The sequence below is a fragment of the Pseudomonas sp. SH10-3B genome (genome assembly GCF_019891415.1).
Classification (GTDB): Bacteria; Pseudomonadota; Gammaproteobacteria; order Pseudomonadales; family Pseudomonadaceae; genus Aquipseudomonas.
Genome location: NZ_JAFLXD010000046.1, coordinates 21174 through 45985, shown reverse-complemented (window position 1 = coordinate 45985; position 24812 = coordinate 21174). Strand labels below are relative to the sequence as shown.

22 protein-coding genes are annotated in these 24812 nt (G+C 61.7%); 14 read left to right on the top strand and 8 right to left on the bottom strand.

Going from position 1 to position 24812, the window contains the following annotated elements:
• Positions 1-9 precede the first annotated feature (9 nt).
• Positions 10-1329: an MFS transporter gene (locus J1G35_RS25525; RefSeq protein WP_053135742.1), complete on the top strand. Its 1320-nt coding sequence runs from the start codon at positions 10-12 to the stop codon at positions 1327-1329.
• Between the two features lie 39 nt (positions 1330-1368).
• Here J1G35_RS25525 and J1G35_RS25520 read toward each other — a convergent pair whose 3' ends face one another.
• Positions 1369-2124, bottom strand: a complete 756-nt coding sequence (locus J1G35_RS25520) for a hypothetical protein (protein ID WP_223016345.1) — start codon at positions 2122-2124, stop codon at positions 1369-1371.
• 178 nt (positions 2125-2302) lie between these two features.
• Between J1G35_RS25520 and J1G35_RS25515 the strand changes: the two genes are divergently transcribed.
• Entirely contained in the window at positions 2303-2935 is a 633-nt protein-coding gene (locus J1G35_RS25515; RefSeq protein ID WP_053135739.1) for a flavin reductase family protein, read from the top strand.
• A 125-nt stretch (positions 2936-3060) separates the two neighbouring features.
• Here J1G35_RS25515 and J1G35_RS25510 read toward each other — a convergent pair whose 3' ends face one another.
• Together J1G35_RS25510 and J1G35_RS25505 are read right to left on the bottom strand one after the other, a co-directional pair.
• Positions 3061-3306, bottom strand: a complete 246-nt coding sequence (locus J1G35_RS25510; RefSeq protein WP_053135736.1) for a hypothetical protein — start codon at positions 3304-3306, stop codon at positions 3061-3063.
• 42 nt (positions 3307-3348) lie between these two features.
• The gene (locus J1G35_RS25505) at positions 3349-3690 is read right to left on the bottom strand and encodes an antibiotic biosynthesis monooxygenase family protein (RefSeq protein ID WP_053135733.1); all 342 of its coding nucleotides are present in this window, start codon (positions 3688-3690) and stop codon (positions 3349-3351) included.
• A gap of 328 nt (positions 3691-4018) precedes the next feature.
• On the opposite strand from J1G35_RS25505, the gene J1G35_RS25500 reads away from it, so the two are divergent.
• Positions 4019-4948 (top strand): AraC family transcriptional regulator, encoded by a 930-nt coding sequence (locus J1G35_RS25500; protein WP_223016344.1) that lies wholly within the window; start codon positions 4019-4021, stop codon positions 4946-4948.
• A gap of 24 nt (positions 4949-4972) precedes the next feature.
• On the opposite strand, the gene J1G35_RS25495 is transcribed toward J1G35_RS25500, so the two are convergent.
• From J1G35_RS25495 to edd, 4 genes are read right to left on the bottom strand one after another with little or no spacing between them, the layout of a single operon-like run.
• On the bottom strand, positions 4973-6442 hold the full coding sequence (locus J1G35_RS25495) for an ATP-binding protein (RefSeq protein WP_053135728.1): 1470 nt from the start codon (positions 6440-6442) through the stop codon (positions 4973-4975).
• Positions 6432-7166 (bottom strand): response regulator transcription factor, encoded by a 735-nt coding sequence (locus J1G35_RS25490; protein ID WP_024077192.1) that lies wholly within the window; start codon positions 7164-7166, stop codon positions 6432-6434. The genes J1G35_RS25495 and J1G35_RS25490 overlap by 11 nt, the downstream gene beginning before the upstream one ends.
• Positions 7167-7198: 32 nt before the next feature.
• Positions 7199-8155, bottom strand: a complete 957-nt coding sequence (locus J1G35_RS25485) for a glucokinase (protein WP_223016343.1) — start codon at positions 8153-8155, stop codon at positions 7199-7201.
• Positions 8152-9978, bottom strand: a complete 1827-nt coding sequence (gene edd, locus J1G35_RS25480) for a phosphogluconate dehydratase (RefSeq protein ID WP_223016342.1) — start codon at positions 9976-9978, stop codon at positions 8152-8154. Before edd ends, J1G35_RS25485 begins: the two co-directional genes overlap by 4 nt.
• A gap of 221 nt (positions 9979-10199) precedes the next feature.
• Here edd and gap point away from each other — a divergent pair, with 221 nt between their 5' ends.
• The 7 genes from gap to J1G35_RS25445 all read left to right on the top strand — a co-directional run bounded on the left by gap (position 10200) and on the right by J1G35_RS25445 (position 19166).
• On the top strand, positions 10200-11201 hold the full coding sequence (gene gap / locus J1G35_RS25475) for a type I glyceraldehyde-3-phosphate dehydrogenase (protein ID WP_053135718.1): 1002 nt from the start codon (positions 10200-10202) through the stop codon (positions 11199-11201).
• Positions 11202-11331: 130 nt separating this feature from the next.
• On the top strand, positions 11332-11850 hold the full coding sequence (locus tag J1G35_RS25470; protein WP_223016341.1) for a sigma-70 family RNA polymerase sigma factor: 519 nt from the start codon (positions 11332-11334) through the stop codon (positions 11848-11850).
• Between the two features lie 74 nt (positions 11851-11924).
• Positions 11925-12893: a FecR domain-containing protein gene (locus J1G35_RS25465; protein WP_053135713.1), complete on the top strand. Its 969-nt coding sequence runs from the start codon at positions 11925-11927 to the stop codon at positions 12891-12893.
• Between the two features lie 117 nt (positions 12894-13010).
• On the top strand, positions 13011-15575 hold the full coding sequence (locus J1G35_RS25460) for a TonB-dependent receptor (protein WP_223016340.1): 2565 nt from the start codon (positions 13011-13013) through the stop codon (positions 15573-15575).
• Positions 15576-15709: 134 nt separating this feature from the next.
• The gene (locus J1G35_RS25455; protein WP_223016339.1) at positions 15710-16318 is read left to right on the top strand and encodes a biliverdin-producing heme oxygenase; all 609 of its coding nucleotides are present in this window, start codon (positions 15710-15712) and stop codon (positions 16316-16318) included.
• A 168-nt stretch (positions 16319-16486) separates the two neighbouring features.
• The gene (locus J1G35_RS25450) at positions 16487-16888 is read left to right on the top strand and encodes a YbaN family protein (RefSeq protein WP_053135704.1); all 402 of its coding nucleotides are present in this window, start codon (positions 16487-16489) and stop codon (positions 16886-16888) included.
• Between the two features lie 139 nt (positions 16889-17027).
• A complete protein-coding gene (locus J1G35_RS25445) occupies positions 17028-19166 on the top strand; it encodes a methyl-accepting chemotaxis protein (RefSeq protein ID WP_223016350.1) in 2139 nt (712 codons plus the stop codon).
• A 63-nt stretch (positions 19167-19229) separates the two neighbouring features.
• Here the strand turns inward: J1G35_RS25445 and J1G35_RS25440 are convergent, their stop codons facing one another.
• On the bottom strand, positions 19230-19793 hold the full coding sequence (locus J1G35_RS25440) for an NAD(P)H nitroreductase (RefSeq protein ID WP_053135698.1): 564 nt from the start codon (positions 19791-19793) through the stop codon (positions 19230-19232).
• A gap of 140 nt (positions 19794-19933) precedes the next feature.
• Here J1G35_RS25440 and J1G35_RS25435 point away from each other — a divergent pair, with 140 nt between their 5' ends.
• The 4 genes from J1G35_RS25435 (at position 19934) to J1G35_RS25420 (ending at position 24811) form a co-directional block, all read left to right on the top strand.
• The gene (locus J1G35_RS25435; RefSeq protein WP_053135695.1) at positions 19934-21373 is read left to right on the top strand and encodes a di-heme oxidoredictase family protein; all 1440 of its coding nucleotides are present in this window, start codon (positions 19934-19936) and stop codon (positions 21371-21373) included.
• 31 nt (positions 21374-21404) lie between these two features.
• Entirely contained in the window at positions 21405-22469 is a 1065-nt protein-coding gene (locus tag J1G35_RS25430) for an imelysin family protein (protein ID WP_223016338.1), read from the top strand.
• A 2-nt stretch (positions 22470-22471) separates the two neighbouring features.
• On the top strand, positions 22472-23569 hold the full coding sequence (locus J1G35_RS25425; RefSeq protein ID WP_223016349.1) for a DUF1513 domain-containing protein: 1098 nt from the start codon (positions 22472-22474) through the stop codon (positions 23567-23569).
• A 111-nt stretch (positions 23570-23680) separates the two neighbouring features.
• The gene (locus tag J1G35_RS25420) at positions 23681-24811 is read left to right on the top strand and encodes an efflux RND transporter periplasmic adaptor subunit (protein ID WP_223016337.1); all 1131 of its coding nucleotides are present in this window, start codon (positions 23681-23683) and stop codon (positions 24809-24811) included.
• Position 24812: the final 1 nt, after the last annotated feature.

Sequence of the window (24812 nt, the reverse complement as noted above, 5' to 3'; positions counted from 1 at the left end):
GATCCTTCGATGGATAACTCCAACACCTTGCCTCTGGGGTCGGCAGCCGCGCCGGCTAAAGAACGCACCACCTCCAGCCGGATCAAATCGATCTTCAGCGGATCGGTCGGCAACATGGTCGAGTGGTACGACTGGTACGTCTACGCCGCTTTCTCGCTGTACTTCGCCAAAGCCTTCTTCCCGAAAGGCGACACCACCGCCCAACTGCTCAACACCGCCGCGATCTTCGCCGTGGGCTTCCTGATGCGCCCGATCGGAGGCTGGCTGATGGGCCTGTACGCCGACCGTGCGGGACGTAAAGCGGCACTGATGGCTTCGGTCCTGTTGATGTGCTTCGGCTCATTGATCATCGCCCTGAGCCCCGGTTACGAAACCATCGGCGTCGGCGCACCGATCCTGCTGGTGTTCGCCCGCCTGCTGCAAGGCTTGTCGGTGGGTGGCGAATACGGCACCTCGGCCACCTACCTGAGTGAAATGGCGACCAAGGAGCGTCGCGGTTTCTTCTCCAGCTTCCAATACGTGACCCTGATCTCCGGCCAACTCATCGCCCTGGCGGTGCTGATCGTGCTGCAGCAGATCCTGACCACCGAGCAACTGTACGACTGGGGCTGGCGTATCCCGTTCGCCATCGGCGCCCTGTGCGCAGTGGTCGCGCTGTACCTGCGTCGCGGCATGGAAGAAACCGAGTCGTTCACCAAGAAGGAAAAAGCCAAGGAAAGCGCCATGCGCACCTTGATGCGTCACCCCAAGGAACTGATGACCGTGGTCGGCCTGACCATGGGCGGTACCCTGGCCTTCTACACCTACACCACCTACATGCAGAAATACCTGGTGAACACCGTCGGCATGAGCATTTCCGACTCCACCACCATCTCGGCGGCGACGCTGTTCCTGTTCATGTGCCTGCAACCGATCGTCGGCGGCTTGTCGGACAAAGTCGGTCGTCGGCCGATCCTGATCGCCTTCGGCATCCTCGGCACCCTGTTCACCGTGCCGATCCTCACCACCCTGCACACGATCCAGACCTGGTGGGGCGCGTTCTTCCTGATCATGGCGGCGCTGATCATCGTCAGCGGCTACACCTCGATCAACGCGGTGGTCAAAGCCGAACTGTTCCCGACCGAAATCCGCGCCCTGGGCGTTGGCCTGCCGTATGCACTGACCGTATCGATCTTCGGCGGTACCGCTGAATACATCGCGCTGTGGTTCAAGAGCATTGGTATGGAAACCGGTTACTACTGGTACGTGACCGCGTGTATCGCGGTGTCGCTGGTGGTCTATGTGACCATGAAGGACACACGCAAGCATTCTCGTATCACCACGGATTAAAAATGTGAGGAGGGGGCTCGCCCCCTCCCACATCTTGAGTCAGGACAGTTCCGCCACCTCGCTCCGCCCATATCGCCGCTGCGCATACGACGCCCCGGCAATCATCACCACCAGTACCGCCGCCAATACCGCCGATGAGCCAATGGTGCCGAAATCCAACCCGCCCTTTTCATGGGGCTTGGTCAGGAAGTCGCCCAGGGTCGCGCCAAACGGCCGGGTCAACACAAACGCCACCCAGAACAACAGCACCGACGAAATCCGCGTGAAGTACTTCAGCGCCACGACGGCGGCGATGGTCGAGCCAATCAACAAGGCGCCACCAGCAAAGCCGAGTCCGGAATCGTCCGCCAGGAAGTCGCCCAATGCAGTGCCCAGGGTGTTGGAGAACAGGATCGCCATCCAATAGAACAACTCGCCCCGGAAGGTCTGCACCTTGCTCACGTTCAGCGAGTCACCACTGAGGTGCCACAACGCGAAGATGATCATCAGGATCACGATCAGGATCATCGACCCGGTGGCATAACCCAGGCCAAGGGTGCGGTCCATGAAATCCGACATGGTGGTACCCGCCGTGCTGGTGGACAAAATCACGATCCAGTACAGCACCGGGTTATAGGTTTTAGACCAGAGTTGTGTCACCAGGGTGACCAGGAACACGCTGATCAGGATCATCGAGCTGATGGCGTAACCGACGTTCAGGGTCATCGACAGCAAATCACCGGCGGTTTCGCCCAGGGTGGTTGCGCAGATTTTCATGACCCAGAACGCCAGGGTGATCTGAGGAAGTTTGTTCATGCGGTAGAAGGCTCCAAGGCTCAGTCTTATAGGGGGTGTAGACCTTGGGCGCAGACTGAAGGGAGCACTGTGAAAAATAGGTGGCCGATGAATGAAAATTGCATAGGCTCGATGGAAATTCGTCGCCATGGATTGCACTATGGCTGCCTCCCCGAACCCCGCAGCAGGAACCCCGGCCATGCCTGACGATATCCATTTCTACGAACCCGCCAACGGCCACGGCCTGCCCCATGACCCCTTCAATGCCATCGTCGGACCACGGCCGATCGGCTGGATTTCGTCCCACGACCGCGAGGGTCGCCTGAACCTGGCGCCCTACAGTTTCTTCAATGCGTTCAACTACATTCCGCCGATCATCGGGTTTTCCAGCGTCGGGCGCAAAGACAGCCTGAACAATATCGAACAGACCGGCGAGTTTGTGTGGAACCTGGCCACCCGCCCGCTGGCCGAGCAGATGAACCAGAGTTGCGCGGCCGTTTCACCGGATGTGAATGAGTTCGAGTTGTCCGGCCTGACGCCGGTGGCGTCGAAAATCGTCGGCGTACCGCGGGTAGGCGAGAGCCCGGTCTCGTTCGAGTGCAAGGTGACGCAGATCATCCAGCTGCAGCGCGCCGACAAAGCGCTGGTGCCGAGCTGGCTGGTGCTGGGCGAAGTGGTCGCGGTGCACATTGCCAAGTGGTTGCTCAAGGATGGGGTGTACGACACCGCCGCCGCCGAGCCGATTTTGCGCGGTGGCGGCCCGGCGGATTACTTCCAGCTGGGGCCGGAGGCGTTGTTCAAGATGTACCGCCCAGGCGCCAGCAAACCCTGACTGAAATACACCAAAAAAGTGGGAGGGGGCTTGCCCTCGATGGCAATGGCACATCCAACATCGTTGTTGACTGACACACTGCTATCGGGAGCAAGCCCCCTCCCACATTCGATGGTCGGCGTTGTTCAGCTCGCGGCGCTCGCCCAGGTCAGTTGACCCTCTTCATCCACATCGATCAGCCGCTCAAGCTGCACAGTGGCAGCATCATCGGCGTCGGAGGCGGTCTTGAAGGTCTGTCCATCCAGGATCTTGTGAAACTGCGGTGCGCCCATGCCATCCAGCGCCTTGACGGCGACGGCGGCGCTGTAGCCACCCTCTCCTGGTACTACGGCGGAAACGGCTTCGTGATGGGCAAATTGTTTACGTGCCATGTTGCAGGTCCTGGCCAATGGAAAAGTTGGCCATTCTAACCCTCAACCGGCGAGTTGCAGGTACTCGCCGTAGGCATTGGCGGCGGTTGCATCGGTGAAGGTCTGGAAGTCCATGCTGCGCACAACCATGTCGTTCAACAGCTCGGTAAAGATCATCAGGGCCGGCGAGTTGAAGTAGGCGCTCATCGCCTGCTCGCTGCTCCAGAAACCCGAGATCAACCAGACATCGGGATCGACCTGGGAATGCTGCAACGAGAATTGCAGGCAACCCTGAGCCTGACGGCCCGGTTCGATCAAACTGCTCAAGCGTGCACCCAGTTCGGTGCTGCACCCGGTGCGGGCGCGGATAAAGGCCATATGGCTCGCGGGAATGGGGGTGGACATGTTCGACTCTCCCGTTGAGAAGTGATGCTCGGCAAGCACTGTGAGGGCGTGTTGCCACAGGATCAAAGATAACGGCGCGAGTGCGGACGCGGTTAGTCAATTCCTGCTGGCTTATTGCACAATCCTGCGAGAAGCGTAGACAGGACACTCGGCCCGCCGCTTTTATTGCACAGGCCAATGCCTTGTTTCAGGGAGATGACAGTCCAGGGGCTTGCCTGATTCACGATGTGTCGCAGGATCAGGCAAGGATTGTGCAGAATCGACCTAACACTGTTTGAAAAGCCGCCACTAAGCTGAGCCCATCAAAAAAGCCTGCAGAGGACGTCCCATGTCGCCGCCCGAACACCCGCCCATGCCCCTTGATGCCGAGACGGAAAAACAGCGCGCCGAGCTGGCGGGCATCGTGCATCGCCATACCTGGGAAGACGGCTCCTATGGCACGGCGATTACCTCACTGTTCCTGAACCGCCACAACACGCCGCGTGACTTCATGCCGGTGCTGGTGGAGCCGGCGTTGTGCATCCTCGCCAACGGCAGCAAGGAAGTGCGTCTGGCCGACGAAATCTTTGCCTACGACCCGCTCAATTACCTGGTGTTCTCGGTGGCGATGCCGGTGGCCGGGCGGATCATCGATGCCACTCCGGAAGATCCGAACCTGTCAGTGCGCATCAATATCGACCCGGCGCAGCTCACCGCCTTGATCGCCGAGGCCGGCCCCATGGGCGTGCCCACGCGCCCGACATCGCGCGGGATGTATGTGGACCGTATCGACCCCCAACTGCTCGACGCCGTGCTACGCCTGGCGCGCCTGCTGGATACGCCCAAAGACATCGCCATGCTGGCACCGCTGATCAATCGTGAAATTCTCTACCGCTTGCTGCGCGGGCCACAGGGTTATCGCCTGTATGAAATTGCCGTGGCCAACAGCCAGAGCCATCGCGTCAGCCAGGCGATCAAGTGGCTCAATGGCAACTACGAGCAACCGCTGCGCATCGATGACCTGGCCAAGGAAGTGAACCTCAGCGTCTCGACCCTGCACCACCGCTTCAAGGCGATTACGGCGATGAGCCCGCTGCAGTACCAAAAGCAGCTGCGCTTGCAGGAGGCACGTCGGCTGATGATTGCCGAAGGGCTGGAAGCGTCGGCGGCGGGGTATCGGGTGGGGTATGAAAGCCCGTCGCAGTTCAGCCGGGAGTACAGCCGGTTGTTCGGGGCACCGCCGCTGAGGGATTTGGCCAGGCTGCGCCAAAGCGTCTGACTCACATTTGCCCAACCGTGTTTTTCAGTCCAGGGTCCGGGGCAGTTGCAACGTCACCCGCAAGCCACCTTCGCGCAAATTCTGCAAACTCACTTCACCGCCATGGCTGTGGGCGATGTTACGAGCAATACCCAAGCCCAAACCGTAACCCTGCTGCTGGCCGGCCAGGCGAAAGTGCGGTTCGAAGACTTGTTCCAGGCGCTGTTCCGGCACGCCGGGGCCTTCGTCGTCGACGTGCAGGATGAACTCCGCGCCATCGTCCTCGATATGCAAATGGGCGTTCTGCCCATACTTCAAGGCATTGTCGATCAGGTTGCCGATGCAGCGCTTGAGCGCCAGCGGCTTGCCCGGGTACGCCGCCACTGCTGCGCCGTCCAGGGTGACCCGACCGTTGCCGTTGGGCGCCACGTAGGGCTCCACCAGGCATTCGAGCACATGGTTAAGGTCGACCGGCTGGATGTTCTCGTGAATATCGGTGTCTTTCACGCATTGCAGCGCGCCTTTGACCAGCAACTCCAATTCATCCAGATCACGGCCGAACTTGATTTGCAGGTTCTCGTCTTCAAGCAGTTCCACACGTAGGCGCAGACGCGTAATCGGTGTGCGCAGGTCGTGGGAGATCGCGCTGAACAATTGGCTGCGCTCCGTGAGGTAACGGCTGATGCGTTCGCGCATGGCATTGAACGCGCGGCCCACTTCCACCACTTCACTGCCGCCGCCTTCGGCCACCGGCTCCACATCGGCGCCCAGGGACATGTCCCGCGCCGCCCGCGCCAGGCGCTTGAGCGGCCGGCTCTGCCAGTGCACCAGCAGGCCGATGAACAGCAGCAAAAAGCCGCTGGTCAGCACGATAAACCACACCTGCTGGGACGGCAGGCCCTGTTCTTCAAGGCTGGTGTAGGGCTCGGGCAACAGCGAAGCGATGTACAGCCATTCGCCGGGGGCAAGCTCGATCTGGGTGACCAACACCGGCGGGTTGACGGGCTCCAGGGTCAGCGCGTAATGCGCCCAGGAGCGCGGCAGCTCATCGAGTTTCAAGCCGGCATTGAAGATGCGCAGGTCTTCAGCGCTGACGAACTCCACCGAGATTGGCACGTTGGCGCCCAAGGTCTGGCGCAGCACTTCATCCACGGCCACCAGCACCGCCTGTTTACGCGGGGTTTGCGGCAGCACTTGCATGTCGAGTGGCCGATCATTGAGGGTCACGACAAAACGGGTGCCGCCCATGCTGCGCAATTGGTCCAGGACCAACGGGCGATAGGCCACCGGCAATGAACGGAAATAACTCACGCTGGCGGTCATCGAGTGCGCCAGGCTACGAGCGCTGGTGACCAGGCCTTCCAGCTGGGTGGCGCGCAACTGCGAAACCCAGATCACGCTGGACAGCGCCTGCGCGAACAACACCGCGAGCAAGGTCAGCAGCAGCATGCGCCCCAGTAACGAGCGCGGTACCGGGAAGCGGCGGCGGCGCTCGGTCAGTAGTTCAGTGGGCATTGCCGGCAACCACGCTGGCTGCCAGTTGATAACCGCTGCCACGCACGGTGCGGATCAGCCTCGGGGGTTTTTCGGTGTCGCGCAGGCGTTGACGCAAGCGGCTGACCGCCATGTCGACGATGCGGTCGAGCGGCATCAGGTCACGGCCACGGGTGGCGTTGCCGATGGTGTCGCGGTCGAGAATCTGTTGCGGGTGATCGAGAAACAGCTTGAGCAGGGCAAAGTCGGCACCTGAGAGGATCACCTCTTCGCCATCCACGTGGAACAGCCGGTGGCTGATCATGTCCAGGCGCCATTCATCGAACACCAGCACATCGCCATTTCCGCTGCGCTCCTGGCCGAACTGACAGCGACGCAACAAGGCCTTGATCCGTGCCTGCAACTCGCGGGGGCTGAAAGGTTTGCCGATATAGTCGTCGGCCCCCAGTTCCAGGCCGATCACGCGGTCGGCTTCGTCGGAACTGGCGGTGAGCATGATGATCGGCACCTGCGCCTGGCGCGGGTGCTGGCGAATCCAGCGGCAAAGGCTGAAACCGTCTTCGTCCGGCAGCATCACATCGAGGATGACTAGGTCGCATGGCGCCTCGTTCATCGCCTGGCGGAACCCCGCGCCATCCGGCACGCCACGCACCTGGAAACCGGCGCGACTGAGGTAGGTTTGCAGCAATTCGCGGATTTCCTGGTCGTCGTCGACGAGGAGAATCGATTTACTGATTACGCTCACGGGGTCCTCCTTGTTGTTATAGGCGGTGCGGATCAGGCAAACGCCTGTTCCAATGCGACGCCAGCCCCGGTCAACCCGGAATACGGCGCGGTCACCAACCACACCGGAATGCCTTTGAAGTAGTCGCTCATGCAGCCTTTGTCACTGAAGCTCTTGGCAAAGCCGCTGTTGATAAAGAAGTCCGCAAACCGCGGAATCACCCCACCGACGATATACACTCCACCGCGTCCACCGGTGGTCAGCACATTGTTGCCGGCCACCCGGCCCAGCCAGATGCTGAATTGATCCAACACTTCCATGGCCACCGGGTCGCCCGCCAGGCCCGCCGCCGTGATGGCTTCCGGCGTGTCGAGCACCGGTGTGTGACCATCGACCGCACAAATCGCCCGGTACAGACGCGGCAAACCGCCACCGCTCAAGGCGGTTTCGGCGCTGACGTGGCCGATCTCGCTGTAGATATGCTGCCACAGCTGGGTTTCCCGTGGGCTGCTCAGGGGCAGGTCGACATGGCCACCCTCCCCGGGCAACGCCGCAAAGCGGCCTGCGCCGAGGTCCAGCAGGGTACCGACGCCCAGGCCGGTGCCCGGACCGATTACCACCGCCGGGCGCAACGGTTCCGGAGTGCCTTCGCAGACCACGCGGAATTCGTCGGGTTTAAGGCGAGTCATGCCCAGTGCCATGGCCGAGAAGTCATTCACCAGCAGCAGTTCATCCACCTGCAACGCCTGGCAAAACGCAGTTTTGCTCAGGCGCCAGTGATTGTTGGTGAATTTGAATTCATCCCCGCTCACCGGCCCGGCGACGGACAGGCACACCGCACCGATGTCCCCGATTTCCAGGCCTTCTTCCTTGAGATAGACCTTGATCGCGTCCTCAGGGCTTTGGTGATCAGCCGTGGCATGCACTCGGATCGAGTGCAGCGCCTGATCTCGCCACAACGCAAAACGGGCGTTGGTACCCCCGATGTCACCGACCAGCGCTAGCTTCACTTAAGCATCTCCAAGGCACAGGTAAAGGCGCTGGCGCCCTGCTCTGCGGAGCTTGCGGCCAAGCGCATAAATGCAAACAGCTCGCGACCGGCCCCCACGTTATTGCCCAAAAGGCCCGTGGCAGGCGTGCGCGCTGCAAATTCTTCGGCGTCCACCTTAAGCTCCAAGGTGCCCTTCACGCCATCGACGCGAATGATATCGCCATCGCGCACCCGCGCCAGCGGCCCGCCGCTCTGGGCTTCGGGGTTGACGTGAATCGCGGCGGGGATCTTACCCGACGCGCCGGACATACGCCCGTCTGTCACCAGCGCGACTTTGAAGCCACGGTCCTGCAGCACGCCGAGGAACGGCGTCATCTTGTGCAGTTCCGGCATGCCATTGGAACGCGGGCCCTGGAAGCGCATCACCGCGACAAAGTCTTTTTCCAGCTGGCCGGCCTTGAACGCATCCGCCAGGTCCTGCTGGTCCTGGAACACCACCGCCGGTGCTTCGACGATCTGGTGCTCAGGGGCTACAGCAGAGACTTTCATCACACCGCGGCCGAGGTTGCCTTCCATTACACGCAAGCCACCTTCCGGCGAGAACGCGCGCGCCACAGGGCGCAGGATGGTTTCGTCGAGGCTTTCGATCGGGCCGTCGCGCCAGACCAGCTCGCCATCGACCAGGAATGGTTCCTGGACATAGCGGCTCAGGCCCTCGCCGGCCACGGTGTTGACGTCGTCGTGCAGCAGGCCGGCTTCAAGCAGTTCGCGGATCAGGAACGACATGCCGCCCGCCGCCTGGAAGTGGTTGATGTCGGCTTTGCCGTTTGGATACACATGGGACAGGGTCGGCACTACCTCAGAGAGGTCAGCCATGTCGTCCCACGTGAGAATGATGCCCGCCGACATGGCGATGGCCGGCATGTGCAGGGTGTGGTTGGTGGAACCGCCGGTAGCGTTGAGCGCAACGATGGCGTTGACGATGGATTTCTCATCGACGATTTCGCCGATCGGCGTGAAGTTGCCGTTGGCCTTGGTCAGGCGCGTGACCTGGTGCGCGGCTTCGCGGGTCAGGGCGTCACGTAACGGCGTGTACGGGTTGACGAACGAGGCGCCCGGCAAGTGCAGGCCCATCACTTCCATCAGCAATTGGTTGGTGTTGGCAGTGCCGTAGAAGGTGCAGGTGCCGGGGCTGTGGTAGGACTTCATCTCCGACTCCAGCAACTCCTCGCGGCTGGCCTTGCCTTCGGCGTAGCGCTGGCGCACGTCGGCTTTCTGCTTGTTGGAGATGCCCGACGGCATCGGCCCGCCCGGTACGAAGATCATGGGCAGGTGACCGTAGCGCAGTGCGCCCATCATCAGGCCTGGCACGATCTTGTCGCAGATGCCGAGCATCAGCGCCGCGTCGAACATGTTGTGGGACAGCGCTACCGCCGTGGACATGGCGATGACTTCACGGCTGAGCAGGCTCAGCTCCATGCCGGGCTCGCCTTGGGTCACGCCGTCGCACATGGCCGGGGTGCCGCCGGCGAACTGGCCGACCGAGCCGACTTCGCGCAGGGCTTTCTTGATCTGTTCAGGGAAATGTTCGTACGGCTGATGCGCCGAGAGCATGTCGTTATATGACGAAACAATTGCCACGTTGGCGGCGTTCATCATGCGCAGGCTGTTTTTATCTTCGGTGCCGCAACCGGCCACGCCGTGGGCGAAGTTGGCGCATTGCAGCTTGCCGCGCATCGGACCGTCGCTGGCTGCGCCGCGAATGAGCGCAAGGTAAGCCTCACGAGTGGCGCGGCTGCGGGCGATAAGCCGTTCGGTGACCTCAAGGACGCGGGGATGCATGTGTAGAACTCCAGGCTAACGGATGTGGCGACCTGAGTGTCTATGCTGATCAAACGCCCGCAGCTCATGGGATGGCAGAGAGTCGTTTGGATCATCGGACCAGTTGATTCAGGTCACTCGTTGTAGATTGAACAAAATATTGCCACTAAAAAGGCTTGTTTTCTATTTTTATGCGAATAATCTTGTAATTCTTACAACAAATCGACGACAGGCACTTTCCAATGACTCTTCGTATCGCAATCAATGGTTTTGGCCGTATCGGCCGTAATGTCCTGCGCGCACTGTATACCCAAGGCTATCGCCAGGATTTGCAGATCGTCGCCATCAATGATTTGGGCGACAGCTCGATCAATGCCCACCTGCTTAAATACGACACCGTGCATGGCACTTTCGATGCAGAGGTCGCCCACGATCAGGAAAGCCTGACCGTCAATGGTGACCGGATTGCCGTCAGTGCCATTCGCAACCCGGCCGACCTGCCGTGGGCTGCGCACAAGGTCGACGTGGTGTTCGAATGCACCGGTCTGTTCACCGACCGTGACAAGGCTGCCGCCCATATTACCGCTGGTGCACGCAAGGTGATCATCTCCGCACCGGCCAAAGGCGCGGACGCGACCGTGGTCTACGGCGTGAACCACGACATTCTGCGTCAATCCCACCAGATCATCTCCAACGCCTCGTGCACCACCAACTGCCTGGCGCCGGTCGCCCAGGTACTGCACCGTGAGCTGGGTATCGAAAGCGGCTTGATGACCACGATTCATGCCTACACCAACGACCAGAACCTGACCGACGTCTACCACACCGACCCGTACCGCGCGCGTTCGGCCACCCAGAACATGATCCCGAGCAAGACCGGCGCTGCCGAAGCGGTGGGCCTGGTGCTGCCGGAACTGGCAGGCAAGCTGACCGGCATGGCCGTGCGTGTACCGGTGATCAACGTGTCGCTGGTGGACCTCACCGTGCAGTTGAAGAAAGACGCCACGGCCGAGGAAGTCAACGCACTGCTCAAGGAAGCCAGCCAACACTCGAAGATCCTTGGCTATAACACCCTGCCGCTGGTTTCCAGTGACTTCAACCACAACCCGCTGTCGTCGATCTTCGATGCCAACCACACCAAGGTCAGCGGCAAGTTGCTGAAAGTACTGGCCTGGTATGACAACGAGTGGGGCTTCTCGAACCGCATGCTGGATAACTGCCTGGCGCTGTGCAACGCCGAATAACGCGGTCCTGTGGGAGGGGCAGTACAAGCCCCCTCCCACATTTGTTCTATGTAGACACAGAGAAATAGCCACTTGCCATTTCAGTTGATGATAAGCATTATCATTAACTGCAAATCGGTCTGGTATCACTGTGAGCCAATCTCGCTTCAACCAAGTCTTTCTCACCCAACGGGTGATTCTGCTACGCACCTTGCAGCGGATGGTGAATAACCACAGCACCGCCGAGGACCTGTTGCAGGAAACCTACCTGCGCGTCACCCGGGCCCTCAGCGAGCGGCCGATCGATCACCTCGAACCCTTCGTCTACCAAACCGCGCGGAACCTGGCGCTGGATCATTTGCGTTCGCGCAGGATTCAGGCGCGCACGCTGCAGGAAGATGTCCCGCTGGACATCCTGCAAAGCGTCGCCGCCCCCATCAGCACCCCCGAAGACGCCACCCAGGCCGAGCAATTGCTTGAGCACCTGAGCATCAGCCTCGGCCAGTTGAGCGCGCGCCAGCAGCAGATTTTCATCCTCAGCCGCCTGCACGGTTGCAGCTACCAAGAGATCGCCGATCAGTTGGGCGTGTCCTTGAGCACCGTGCAAAAGGAACTGAAATTGATCATGGCTATTTGCGTAGGTGTGGCCGAAAGACTGGATCAGCCTTAAGCTTCAGCCGACAGAAGTCTCGACCCAAGCTGTAGGAAAGATGAATAGAACGTGGCGAAGACCCGAGGAACACCGTGACGGACCCGAATAAACTGCGCCCCCATGAGCTGGCTCATGAGGTGTTGCAAGACACGGCTATGGACCAAGCCCTCGACTGGCTGATTGCCTTGCAGTGCCCAGCGCCTGGGCAGCAGGCCGAGTTTGAAGCCTGGCTGGCCCAAGACCCCGCCCACGTCCACGCCTTCGGCAAGGCCCAGGCCGCGTGGGGTGGGGCGCCGGTGCACAGCGCCGCCGTTGCCCTGGCTGCGCCGCGCACGCCCAGCGGTTGGCGCCGGATCAAGCCGCACTGGAAACCACTGGCCACCGCCGCGGTGCTGTTGATCGGCCTGTTCAGTTTCAGCAACCTGCCGGTACGCCTGCAAGCCGACCACCTCACCGTGGTGGGCGAACGCCAGCGCCTGCAACTGGACGATGGCTCGAAAGTGTTGCTGAACACCAATTCGGCGTTTTCCAGCAGCATCAAGGACCACCAGCGCATCGCCCGCCTGTATCAGGGCGAAGCCTTTTTCGAAATCATGCCCGGCCATGGCCTGCCCCTGGAAATCGACGCCGGCCCCGTGCGCGCCAGCGTGCGTGATACCGCCTTCGCCGTGCGCTACCTCAATGGCGAAGCCCAAGTGCAGGTGCAGCGCGGCGATGTCGACCTGAGCAACACCTTCGACGATGCCCGCGTACGCCTGCGCGCCGGCGAAAGCATCCGCATCGGGCCCAAGGGCTTTGGCCAACCGGCCAGGCTGGATGCCAACAAGGACCTGGCCTGGGTGCAAGGCCGGCTGATTTTCGAAAACTGCCCGATGAGCGAAGTGCTTGCCGAACTGCGTCGCTACTACCCCGGTTGGATCGTCAACACCAACGACAAGCTCGCCAGCGTTGCTGTCACCGGCAATTACCGCCTCGACCAGCCCCTGGACGTGGTGCGCTCCCTGGCCCACATCACCTCAGCCAAGTTGTCGGAATACCCCGCGCTGGTCATCCTGAACTAAATGAGAATTATTTTTACTCGATAGCCTCCGACGGTACGTCTCGTCTTAGCCAATGCAACTGATTCCTATTTGATTCGGTTCGCAACTATAAGATTCGTACCTTCCGGAGCGCTCTCGATGTCCTCTTGTTTCAACCGCCGGTCCTCCTCGCCCGTGCTGTCCTTGCTGACCGCCGCCATCCTGCTGGCCGGTGCGCCAGTGATGGCCGCGACTGCCGCCGAACCGGCCGCCCGCAGCCACGGCAACTACAGCTTCAGCATCGAGCAACAGCCACTGGTCTCGGCGCTGAACGCCTTTACCAGCGTGACCGGCTGGCAAGTCGGCCTGCCCGCCGAACTGGGCCAGGGCGTGTCGTCCCCTGGCGTGCGCGGCGCACTGTCGCCGGAGAAAGCCCTGGACCGGCTGTTGGTGGGGACCAACCTGAGCTACCGCAAGCTGGGCAATAACAACATCGTCCTGGAAAAGCGCAGCGCGGGCAGCACCCTCAACCTGCAACAGGTGACCATCAGCGCCACCCGTAACGCGCAGGATGTGAACAGCGTACCGAGCACCGTCAGCGTGCATGATCGCGAAGAGCTGGACCGCCAGAACGTCAACAACATCCGCGAACTGGTGCGCTACGAGCCCGGCGTCTCGGTGGGCGGCGCCGGTACCCGAGCCGGCAATGCCGGGTTCAACATCCGCGGTATCGACGGCGACCGTATCCTCACCCAGGTGGACGGTGTGGAAGTGCCCGACAACTTCTTCAACGGCCCTTATGCCAAGACCCGCCGCAACTACGTCGACCCGGAGATCGTCAAGCGCGTCGAAATCCTCCGCGGCCCGGCCTCGGCGCTCTACGGCAGCAGCGCCATCGGCGGCGCCGTGAGTTACTTCACCCTCGACCCGGACGACATCATCAAGCCCGGCCAGGACGTCGGCGCACGCCTGAAGACCGGCTACAGCTCCGCCGACGAAAGCTGGCTCACCTCCGGCACCGTCGCCGGCCGCGTGCAGGACTTCGATGGCTTGCTGCACCTGAGCCAGCGCAATGGCCATGAGACCGAATCCTACGACGGCAACAACGCCACCGGCCTGGCCCGTACCGGCGCCAACCCCGAGGACGCACGCACCACCAACATCCTGGCCAAGCTCGGCTGGAATTATGGCGATGACAACCGCCTGGGCCTGACCTATGAGAAGTACAAGGACGACCGCGACGTCAACCTGAAGAACGCGGTGGGCGGTCCGTTCATCGGTGGCCGAGGCTTCAACCTGTACCGTGACCGCCGTGGTAACGACACCATTACCCGTGAACGTTTCGGCCTGGAAAACAGCGTCGCCCTTGAGTCACCGATTGCCGACCGCATCAAGACCAGCCTCAATTACCAGATCGCCAAGACCGACCAGACCACCGCCGAGATCTATCAGTCAGGCCGGCGTGTCTTGCGCACCCGCGACACGCTCTACCAGGAAAAACAGTGGGTTTTCGATGCGCAGTTGGACAAAGCGTTCAGCCTCGGTGAAACCGATCACCAAGTGACCTACGGCACCACCCTCAAGCAGCAGAAAGTCACGGGCTCGCGCGAAGGCAATGCGACGTGCGTGGCCGTCGGCAGTGGCTGCACCGCCATCGGCGCACCCAGCCCGATGGCCTCCGACAGTGTGAAGAAGTCCAGCGACTTCCCCGACCCGACCATCAATACCTACTCGCTGTTCGCACAAGACCAGATCACCTGGGATAAATGGACCTTCCTGCCCGCCGTGCGCTACGACTACACCCAGCTCAAACCGAAGCTGACACAGGAGTTCCTCAACACCGTCAACCCGACAGGCGCGGACCCGGTGAGCGACAAGGAAAAAACCTGGCACCGTGTGACGCCCAAGTTTGGCCTGACTTACGCCCTGACGGATCAATACACCTGGTTCGGCCAATATGCCGAAGGTTTCCGTACGCCATCCGCCAAGGCGCTGTACGGCCGCTTTGAAAACCTGAACCTGGGCTACACCGTCGAGCCGAACCCCGACCTCAAGCCGGAAACCAGTAAAGGCGTCGAAACCGGGATTCGCGGCAAATTCGACGAAGGCTCCTTCGAAATCGCCGTGTTTTATAACAAGTACCGCGACTTTATCGACGAAGACAACGCCGTCGTCGGCGGCACGGTTGAACAGTTCCAGGCCGTCAATATCAAGCGCGCCACCATCAAGGGAGCAGAAGCCAAGGGCCGCCTGAACCTCGATGCGTTCGGAGCCCCGCAAGGCCTCTACACCCAGGGTTCGGTTTCCTATGCCTACGGTCGTAACGACGATAACGGCGAGCCGCTGAACAGCGTCAACCCACTCAAGGGCGTCTTCGGCCTGGGCTACGACCAGGACAACTACGGCGCACTGTTGAGCTGGACCCTGGTGAAAAAGCAGGACCGCGTCGACAGCACGACCTTCCACGCGCCGGACGGCGACACCAGCGGCCCCTTCAAGACACCTGGCTTCGGTGTTGTCGACCTGACCGCCTTCTACAAGGTCACCAACGACGTGACCATCAACGGCGGCCTCTACAACCTCACCGACAAGAAATACTGGAACTGGGATGACGTGCGCAGCTACGACAGTGTCGGCGAAGCCGCTGTGACCGGCCCGGCCAACCTCGACCGCTTGACTCAGCCGGGCCGCAACGTTGCGATCAACCTGATCTGGGACATCTGACGAGACCCGACTCACCTCGTCGAAATTTCAGCGGCGAGGTGAGGATTTTTTACTGTGCCGCGTCTTCTTGTTCGTCTAGTTGATAACAGCTCTCTTTAGGGCAACAAGGCGCTCCCCTTCCCAAGGACTTTTTCATGACCGCTTCTCCTACCGCAGAACGCCCAAGCCTGCGCTCCCAGCGCCTGAACCAGATCACCAACGAGCCGCATACCAAGCTGGATGCGCTGGTCAAGGCCCACGCCCCGTTTGAAACCCAGGCCAACTTCGCGCGGTTCGTGGTGGCGCAATACCTGTTCCAGTCAGAACTGGTAGCCCTGTACAACGATGCCGAACTGATCAAGATCGTGCCCGACCTGGCCGAACGCTGCCGCGCCGAGGCCGCCAAGCTGGACCTGGCTGACCTGGACACCGAAGTGCCCGCCCCGGTCGCCGGCGCACTGAAGAACCCGAGCAAGGCCGAAGCCCTGGGCTGGCTGTTCGTGTCCGAAGGTTCCAAGCTGGGTGCTGCCTTCCTGATCAAGCGCGCCGTAGGCCTGGGCCTGAGCGAAACCTTCGGTGCCCGCCACCTGGGTGAGCCGGCCGGCGGTCGCGCCGAAGGCTGGAAAAGCTTCACCCGCACCCTCGACGGCCTGGAGTTGAGCGCCGAAGAAGAAGCCGCAGCGGAAAAAGGCGCGGTGGATGCGTTTGTGCGCTTCACCGTCTTGCTGGAACAGGCGTACGCTAGCGCCCCTGAACTGGCCTGATCGCCCACATTGAAATGCAATCAACTGTGGGAGGGGGCTTGCCCCCGATGGCGGAGGGTCAGGTACCTATTTGTTGGCTGATGCACCGCTATCGGGAGCAAGCCCCCTCCCACATTTAAACCGCATTTCAATGCCGACTCTTTTGTTATCCCCTACTTTGCACACACCATGACCGGCAAAACCCAATCCACCTCGAAAATCGCACGGTTCCTCTTCGGCCTGCTGGCCTACGTCAGCCTGGGCATCGGGCTGGTGGCGATTGTCGTGCCGGGTTTGCCCACCACCGAATTCATCCTGCTGGCCGCCTGGGCCGCGACCAAAAGCTCGCCGCGCCTCAGTGCCTGGCTGGAAAACCACCGCCTGTTCGGGCCGATCCTGTTCAACTGGCGCAACGGCAAAATCATCGCGCGCCGGGCCAAAGTCAGCGCCACCGTGAGCATGCTGCTGTGCGCGATCCTGATGCTGGTGATGCTCGATCACGGCTGGCCGATCTACCTGGCGATTGCCGGGATGAGCCTGGGCAACCTGTGGATCTGGTCACGCCCGGAACGGCTTGCACAGCCCGTGTGATGCTGGCTGTAGCCGTTTTCCTACCGCCCATCGCCTATCTCTCATGAATTGATTTGTTACGCCGATGTTTCAGACATAGCGCTGAATGGACTTGGCGTGCACTGCGTGCCTTCCAACAAGTCCATTCGTGAGTGAACCTATGTTCGACACCCTCTCTATCCGCTTGAAAATCGTGCTGCTGTCCGGGCTCTGCCTGTTGGGGGTGATTGCACTGGTAGTGGGCATCAACATCTACAACACCAACCAGAACGATCAGTTGGTCAGCGATTCCAGCTCGCGCATGCTCACCGCCAGCGTCGAACAACTGCTGCAAGCCAAGGCCGGCGAACAGGCGGTGCAGTTGCAGAAAACCTTCGGCGACAGCCTGATGGCGCTGACCGCACTGAACGACCAGATCAAGGATTTGCGCATCATGGCCAGCAAGCGTGGCCTGGAAGCCGGCGCGCTGCGCGAAGAAATCAACCAGAGCCTGAAAACCACGTTCGATCGCAACAGCAAAGTGCTGGGTTTCTGGTTGTCATTCGAACCCAACGGCCTGGATGGCAAGGACAGCGAATTCGTCGATGACAAGGCGCGTGTCTCCAACGAAAAAGGGCGCTTCTCCAGCTATTGGAGCCGTGCCGGCGGAGAAGGCTTGAACACCATCATGGTCGAAGAGGACCTGAACAAGACCACCCCCACCCTCAACGGTACGCCCTACAACATCTGGTACACCTGCCCACGGGACACCCGTAATACCTGCCTGCTGGACCCGTATGAAGATACGGTGGGCGGCAAAAAGGTGCTGATGACCACCATCGCCTCGCCGCTGATCGTGGACGGCAAACTCATCGGCGTCGTCGGTGTCGACATCGCCCTCACCGCCCTGCAAGCAACCACCGACGTCGCACAGAAGGACCTGTTCAACGGCGCGGCGCACCTGGAGATTCTTTCAAGCACCGGTCTGATTGCAGCCTACAGTGGCGAGCCGGGCAAAGTCGGCAAGAACCTGATCGACACCCTCGGCGCCGAAGGCAAGGACATCGTGCAACTGCTGGCCAGTGACAACCGCATGATCCGCGAACAGGACGACACCATTCGCGCCGTCTACCCGGTCAAGCCGATTGCCGACGCCAAGTCCTGGGGCGTGGTCATCAAGTTGCCTAAAAGTGTGATGCTGGCCGATAACGTCAAGCTGCAAGCCGTACTCGACGACGCCGAGGCCAGCGGCACGCTCAAGGCCTTGCTGGTGGCGGCCGCTGCCGGCCTGCTCGGTTTGCTGCTGATCTGGCTCACCGCCACCGGTGTGACCCGTCCGATCAACAGCGTGGCCGCCATGCTCAAGGACATCGCCAGCGGCGACGGCGACCTCACCCAGCGCCTGGCCTACGCCAAGAAGGATGAACTGGGCGAACTGGTGAACTGGTTCAACCGTTTCCTCGACAAGCTGCAACCGACCATCGCCCAGATCAAGCAAAGCATCACCGAAGCGCGCGGCACGGCCGACCAGTCCTCGGCCATCGCGCGCCAGACCAGCGAAGGCATGCAGGTGCAGTTCCGCGAAATCGACCAAGTGGCCACGGCGTCCAACGAAATGAGCGCCACCGCCCATGACGTTGCCAACAGCGCCTCCAATGCCGCCAGCGCGGCACGCGGCGCCGATCAGTCGGCGCGTGAAGGCATGTCGATCATCGAGCAGAGCACCCGCGACATCACCACCCTCGCCGAAGAAGTCAGCAAGGCCGTGGGCGAAGTCGAGGCCCTGGCGGTCAACAGCGAGCAAATCGGTTCAGTCCTGGAGGTGATCCGCAGCATTGCCGAGCAGACCAACCTGCTGGCGCTCAACGCGGCGATCGAAGCCGCACGCGCCGGGGAAAGCGGCCGTGGGTTTGCGGTGGTGGCCGACGAAGTGCGTAACCTGGCCAAGCGCACCCAGGATTCGGTGGAGGAAATCCGCCAGGTGATCGAACGCATCCAGAGCGGCACCCGTGGCGTGGTGGCGACCATGCACTCCAGCCAAAGCCAGGCCCAGAGCAATGCCGGGCAGATCCATCAAGCCGCGCAAGCCTTGGGCAAGATCAGTGATGCGGTGACGGTGATCAGCGACATGAACCTGCAAATCGCCAGCGCCGCCGAGCAGCAAAGCGCCGTGGCCGAAGAGGTCAACCGCAACGTCTCGGCGATCCGCACCGTGACCGAAACCCTCACCGGCCAGGCCACCGAATCGGCGGCCATCAGCAGCCAGCTCAATGCCTTGGCCAGTCAGCAGATGAAACTCATGGATCAGTTCAAGGTTTAACAAACACCACAGGCCCCATGTGGGAGGGGGCAAGCCCCCTCCCACATTTTGACCGCGTACTGCTTAGAGACCCGTCCAAGCCTGCACAAACGCCGCCACATCTTCCTTCGCCGCCGTACGCGGCGGATTCTGCGGTGTCCCCAAATAAAGGAAGCCAATCACTTCCTCATCCGCCGTGAGCCCCAGGCCTTTGGCGACGTGGGCCGAGTAGGACAACTCACCCGTGCGCCACACCGCGCCAATCCCCTGGGCATAGGCCGCCAGCAGAATGCCGTGGGCCGCGCAGGCGGCTGCCAGCAATTGTTCGGATTTGGGTACCTTGAAGTGCTCCTGCAGGCGGGCAATCACCACCACCACCAGCGGCGCGCGCAACGGGCCGTTCTGGGCCTTGTCGATGGCGGCTTGCGGGGCATCGGCGTCTTGCAGGCGGGCGGCTTCGGCCAACAGCGTGCCCATCTGCTCACGGGCGGCACCTTCCACGGTGAGGAAACGCCAAGGGCGCAGTTGGCCGTGGTCGGGCGCACGCATGGCTGCGGCGAACAGCACATCGCGCTGCTCCTGGGTCGGTGCCGGTTCCAGCAAACGCGGCACGGAAACACGGTTGAGCAAAGCGTCGAGAGCCTGCATTGGCCACCTCCAGAGAAAAATGTGCGGTCATTCTAGCGGGAATGAATCGGGATGCCACCAAACGATAATTGCTCTTATTCAATCCGCCCTGCCCTGTTAGACTTTGCGACCTTATTTTCAGCCTTCGTCCGGGAAACTCGATGTTTCGTTCGCTTTTTCGCCTGTGCGCAGCGTTGATGGCCTTGAGCCTGACTGCCTGCGACGACGCCCCGCGCTTCACCAAGGCAGAGCCGGGTGAGTCGCGAGCGGGCGGCGCGACGACGGTGAACAAGCGCGACCAGAATGCGTTTTCTCTGCCCTCGGCCAACCTGTCACCCACGCGCCGCCTGGATTTCAGTGTGGGCAACAGCTTCTTTCGCAGCCCGTGGGTGATCGCGCCATCCACCACCACCGCCCGTGATGGCCTGGGCCCGCTGTTCAACACCAACGCCTGCCAGAACTGCCATATCAAGGACGGCCGTGGCCATCCGCCGCTGCCCGACGCGGCCAATGCGGTGTCGATGCTGGTGCGCCTGTCGATCCCCCTGTCTATCCAGGAGCAGCCGTCCTACGCCAAGCTCATCGAGCAAGCCGGGGTGGTGCCCGAGCCCGTCTACGGCGGGCAATTGCAGGACATGGCCGTGCCCGGCGTCGAACCAGAAGGCAAGGTGCGCGTCGACTACACGCCAGTCAACGTCACGTTCAAGGACGGCAGCGTCGTCGAGTTACGCAAACCCAACCTGCAGATCACCCAGCTCGGCTATGGCCCGATGCACCCGGACACACGGTTTTCCGCGCGTATCGCCCCGCCGATGATCGGCCTGGGCCTGCTCGAAGCCATCAGCGACGCGGATATCCTGCGCAATACCGAGCCGAAGACCGCCGACAAGGAAGCCATCATCGGCCGGGCGAATTGGGTCTGGGATGACGCCGAGCAAAAAACCGTACTCGGACGGTTTGGCTGGAAAGCCGGGCAACCGAACCTCAATCAACAAAATGTTCACGCGTTCTCTGGTGATATGGGCCTCACCACCTCCCTGAGACCCTTCGATGACTGCACCGACGCCCAAGTCGCCTGCAAACAGGCACCCAACGGCAATGGCCCCGATGGCGAGCCGGAAGTCAGCGATAACATCCTGCGCCTGGTGCTGTTCTACACCCGCAACCTGGCCGTGCCCGTGCGCCGCGACGTCAATACGCCGCAGGTGCTGGCCGGGAAAAACCTGTTCTACCAGGCCGGTTGCCAGGGTTGCCACAAGCCGATGTTCACCACCGCTGCGAATGCCGCCGAACCCGAGTTGGCCAACCAAGTGATCCGCCCCTACAGCGATTTGCTGTTGCACGACATGGGCCCAGGCCTGGCCGACAACCGCACGGAATTCAAGGCCGGTGGCAGCGAATGGCGCACGCCGCCGTTGTGGGGTATCGGGCTGACGCAGACCGTCAGCGGCCATACCCAGTTCCTGCATGACGGCCGCGCCCGCAACCTGCTCGAAGCCGTGCTGTGGCACGGCGGTGAAGCACAGGCGGCGCAGCAGCATGTGTTGTCCTTCAATGCCGAGCAGCGCGCTGCGTTGCTGGCGTTCCTGAATTCTTTATAAGCTTCGCCCCAATTACAGAAGGGAGCTCGACATGTTCCGTCCCAAGTTGTTGTTCACCAGCCTGGCCGCCCTCGCCCTGGGTGCCTGCTCGCCACAAGACCCGCAAGCCGTGACCTCGGCGGCGATCGCCAAGCAAGTGATCCTGCCGACCTATAGCCGTTGGGTCGAAGCCGATCGCCAGTTGGCTGTCAGCGCCCTGGCCTACTGCCAGGGCAAGCAAAGCCTGGACACCGCCCGCGCCGACTTCCTCCACGCGCAAAAAGCCTGGGCCGAGTTGCAACCGCTGCTGATCGGTCCACTGGCCGAGGGCAACCGCTCGTGGCAGGTGCAGTTCTGGCCGGACAAGAAGAACCTCGTGGGCCGTCAGGTCGAGCAACTGGTCGCCGCCCAGCCGCAGATCGACGGCGCCGCACTGGCCAAGTCCAGCGTGGTGGTTCAGGGCCTGTCGGCCTACGAATACATCCTCTACGACGCCAAGACCGACATCGCCGACGAGGCGCAGAAAGCCCGTTACTGCCCGCTGCTGGTGGCCATCGGTGATCGTCAGAAAGCCCTGGCCGAAGAGATCCTGGCCAGTTGGAACAGCACCGACGGCATGCTCGCGCAGATGAGTAAGTTTCCGAACCAGCGCTACGCTGATTCCCACGAAGCCATCGCCGATCTGCTGCGCGTACAAGTGACCGCACTGGACACCCTGAAGAAAAAACTCGGCACGCCCATGGGCCGCCAGACCAAGGGCATCCCGCAGCCGTTCCAGGCCGATGCATGGCGCAGCCAGTCGTCCCTGCAAAGCCTGGAGGCCAGCCTCGCCGCCGCCCAGACCGTGTGGGTCGGCGTCGACAACAAGGGCCTGCGTGGTTTGCTGCCGACGGATCAAAAGCCATTGGCCGACAAGATCGACGCGGCCTATGCCGCCTCGCTGAAACTGTTCGCCAGCAACCAGCGCAGCCTCAACGAACTGTTGAACGATGACGCCGGGCGCCAGCAACTCAACGATATCTACGACAGCCTCAACGTGGTCCACCGCCTGCACGAAGGCGAGCTGGCCAAGGCGCTGGGGATCCAACTGGGCTTCAATGCCAACGACGGTGACTGATGATGCTCAGGCGACAGGCTTTGGCGATCGGCAGCGTGCTGCTCAGCGCACTCACACTGGGTGGCTGGACGCTGTTCAAAGGGAAAGACAAGCGCCCGCTGCTGCTGTCGGCGCGCGATGATGCCGACGGCAAGCACTACGCCGTGGGCTTTCACTTGGACGGCAAGCAAGTGTTTGCCACCCAGGTCGGCCAGCGCTGCCACGCCATCATCAACCACCCGACGCTGCCGATTGCGCTGTTTGTTGCCCGCCGCCCGGGCACCGAGAGTTATCTGATTGATCTACGTGATGGCGCGCTGCTGCAAACCATCACCTCGAACGCCAACCGCCACTTCTACGGCCATGCGGTCATCCACAAGAGCGGCGACTGGCTGTACGCCACCGAGAACGACACATCCGACCCCGGCCGTGGCCTGCTCGGTGTGTATCAGTTCGAAGGCGAGCGCCTGGTGCACAGTGGCGAGATTTCCACCCATGGCATCGGCCCGCACCAGGTGTCGTGGATGCCTGACGGCGAAACCCTGGTGGTGGCCAACGGCGGCATCCGCACCGAAGCCGAAAGCCGCGTGGAGATGAACCTCAACGCCATGGAGCCGAGCCTGGTGCTGATGCAGCGCGACGGCACGCTGATCAGCAAGGAAACCCTCGGCCAGCAGATGAACAGCGTGCGCCATATGGGCATCGCCAGCGACGGCACCATTCTCACCGGCCAGCAGTTCATGGGACCGTCCCAGGAGCGTTCCGAGTTGCTCGCGATCAAGCGTCCGGGGCAGCCGTTCGTGGCCTTCCCGGTGGCCGATGAGCAGTTGCAGGCCATGGGGCATTACACCGCCAGCGTCGCGGTGCACAGCGAATTGCGCCTGGTGGCGTTGACCGCACCGCGCGGCAACCGCTTCTTTATCTGGGACATGGACAGCGGCGAACTGCGCCTGGATGGACCGTTGCCCGACTGCGCAGGCGTCGGGGCCGTGGCGGACGGGTTTGTCGTCACCTCGGGCCAGGGCCGTTGCCGCTACTACGATTGCCGCCAGAAACAGCTGGTCGCCAAGCCGTTGGAATTGCCGGCGGCGCTCTGGGATAACCATCTGCACCTGATCTGACCCACCACCCTGCAGGGGCCCGGCTTGCCGGGTGGAATCCCCTGATTACTCGGAGTAATGTTCCGACACTGTCTGTCTTCGTCTGTCCCAGTTTTTCCAAGGAACCGGAATATGCTGCGCCGTCGCATGCTGATCATGTTAGGTGTCGTCCTGTTAATCGTCCTGCTGCTGGCGGGCTATAAAGCCTTTGCCATCTATCAGCAGATCCAGGTCTTCTCCACACCCAAACCGCCCGTCAGTGTGGCTGTCGCGACCGCGACCGAGCAGCCGTGGCAGCAACGCCTGCCATCGGTGGGTACGCTCAAGGCGTTGCAAGGGGTCAACCTGAGCCTGGAGGTGGCCGGCACCGTCAAGGACGTGCAGTTCGAGTCCGGGCAGAAGGTCAAGGCCGGGCAACCCCTGGTGCAGCTGGACAGCGCCGTGGAAAGCGCCCTGCTGGAAACCGCCCAGGCCGATCTGGGCCTGGCGCAATTGGATTACGGGCGCGGCAGCCAACTGGTGGGCAGCCAGGCGATCTCCAAGGGCGAGTTCGACCGCCTCAGCGCCCAATTGCAAAAGAACAAGGCCACCGTCAACCAACTCAAGGCTTCCCTGGCCAAGAAACACATCGTTGCGCCATTCAGCGGCACCATCGGCATTCGCCAGGTGGACGTGGGCGACTACCTCGCCAGCGGCACGGTGATCGCCACCCTGCAAGACATCAGCGGCCTCTACGTCGACTTCTATATCCCTGAACATTCGGTGCCCAAAGTCGCCATCGGGCAACCCGTGCAGGTGCAGGTTTCGGCTTACCCCGGCCAGCAATTTCCCGGCAGCGTCAGTGCGATCAACCCCAAGGTGGAGAACAGCACGCGCAACGTGCTGGTGCGCGCCACCCTGGCCAACCCGGACAGCAAGCTGCTGCCCGGCATGTTCACCAGCCTGGAGGTGATGCTGCCCAACCCGACCGCGCAAATCGTGGTGCCGGAAGGCGCAATTACCTACACGCTCTACGGCAACTCGGTGTACGCCGTGGCCGAGAAGAAGGCCGAGAACGGCGCGGTGGAAAAAGACGCCAACGGTCAGCCGCTGTTGATCGCCGAACGACGTTTTGTCGAGACCGGCGAGCGACGCGGTGGCCTGGTGCTGGTGAGCAAGGGCTTGAAAGCCGGTGAACAGGTGGTCAGCGCCGGCCAGCTCAAACTGGACAACGGCACGCCCATCGCCATCAGCCCGGACAAAAACCTGCCGGCAGGGCATTGAG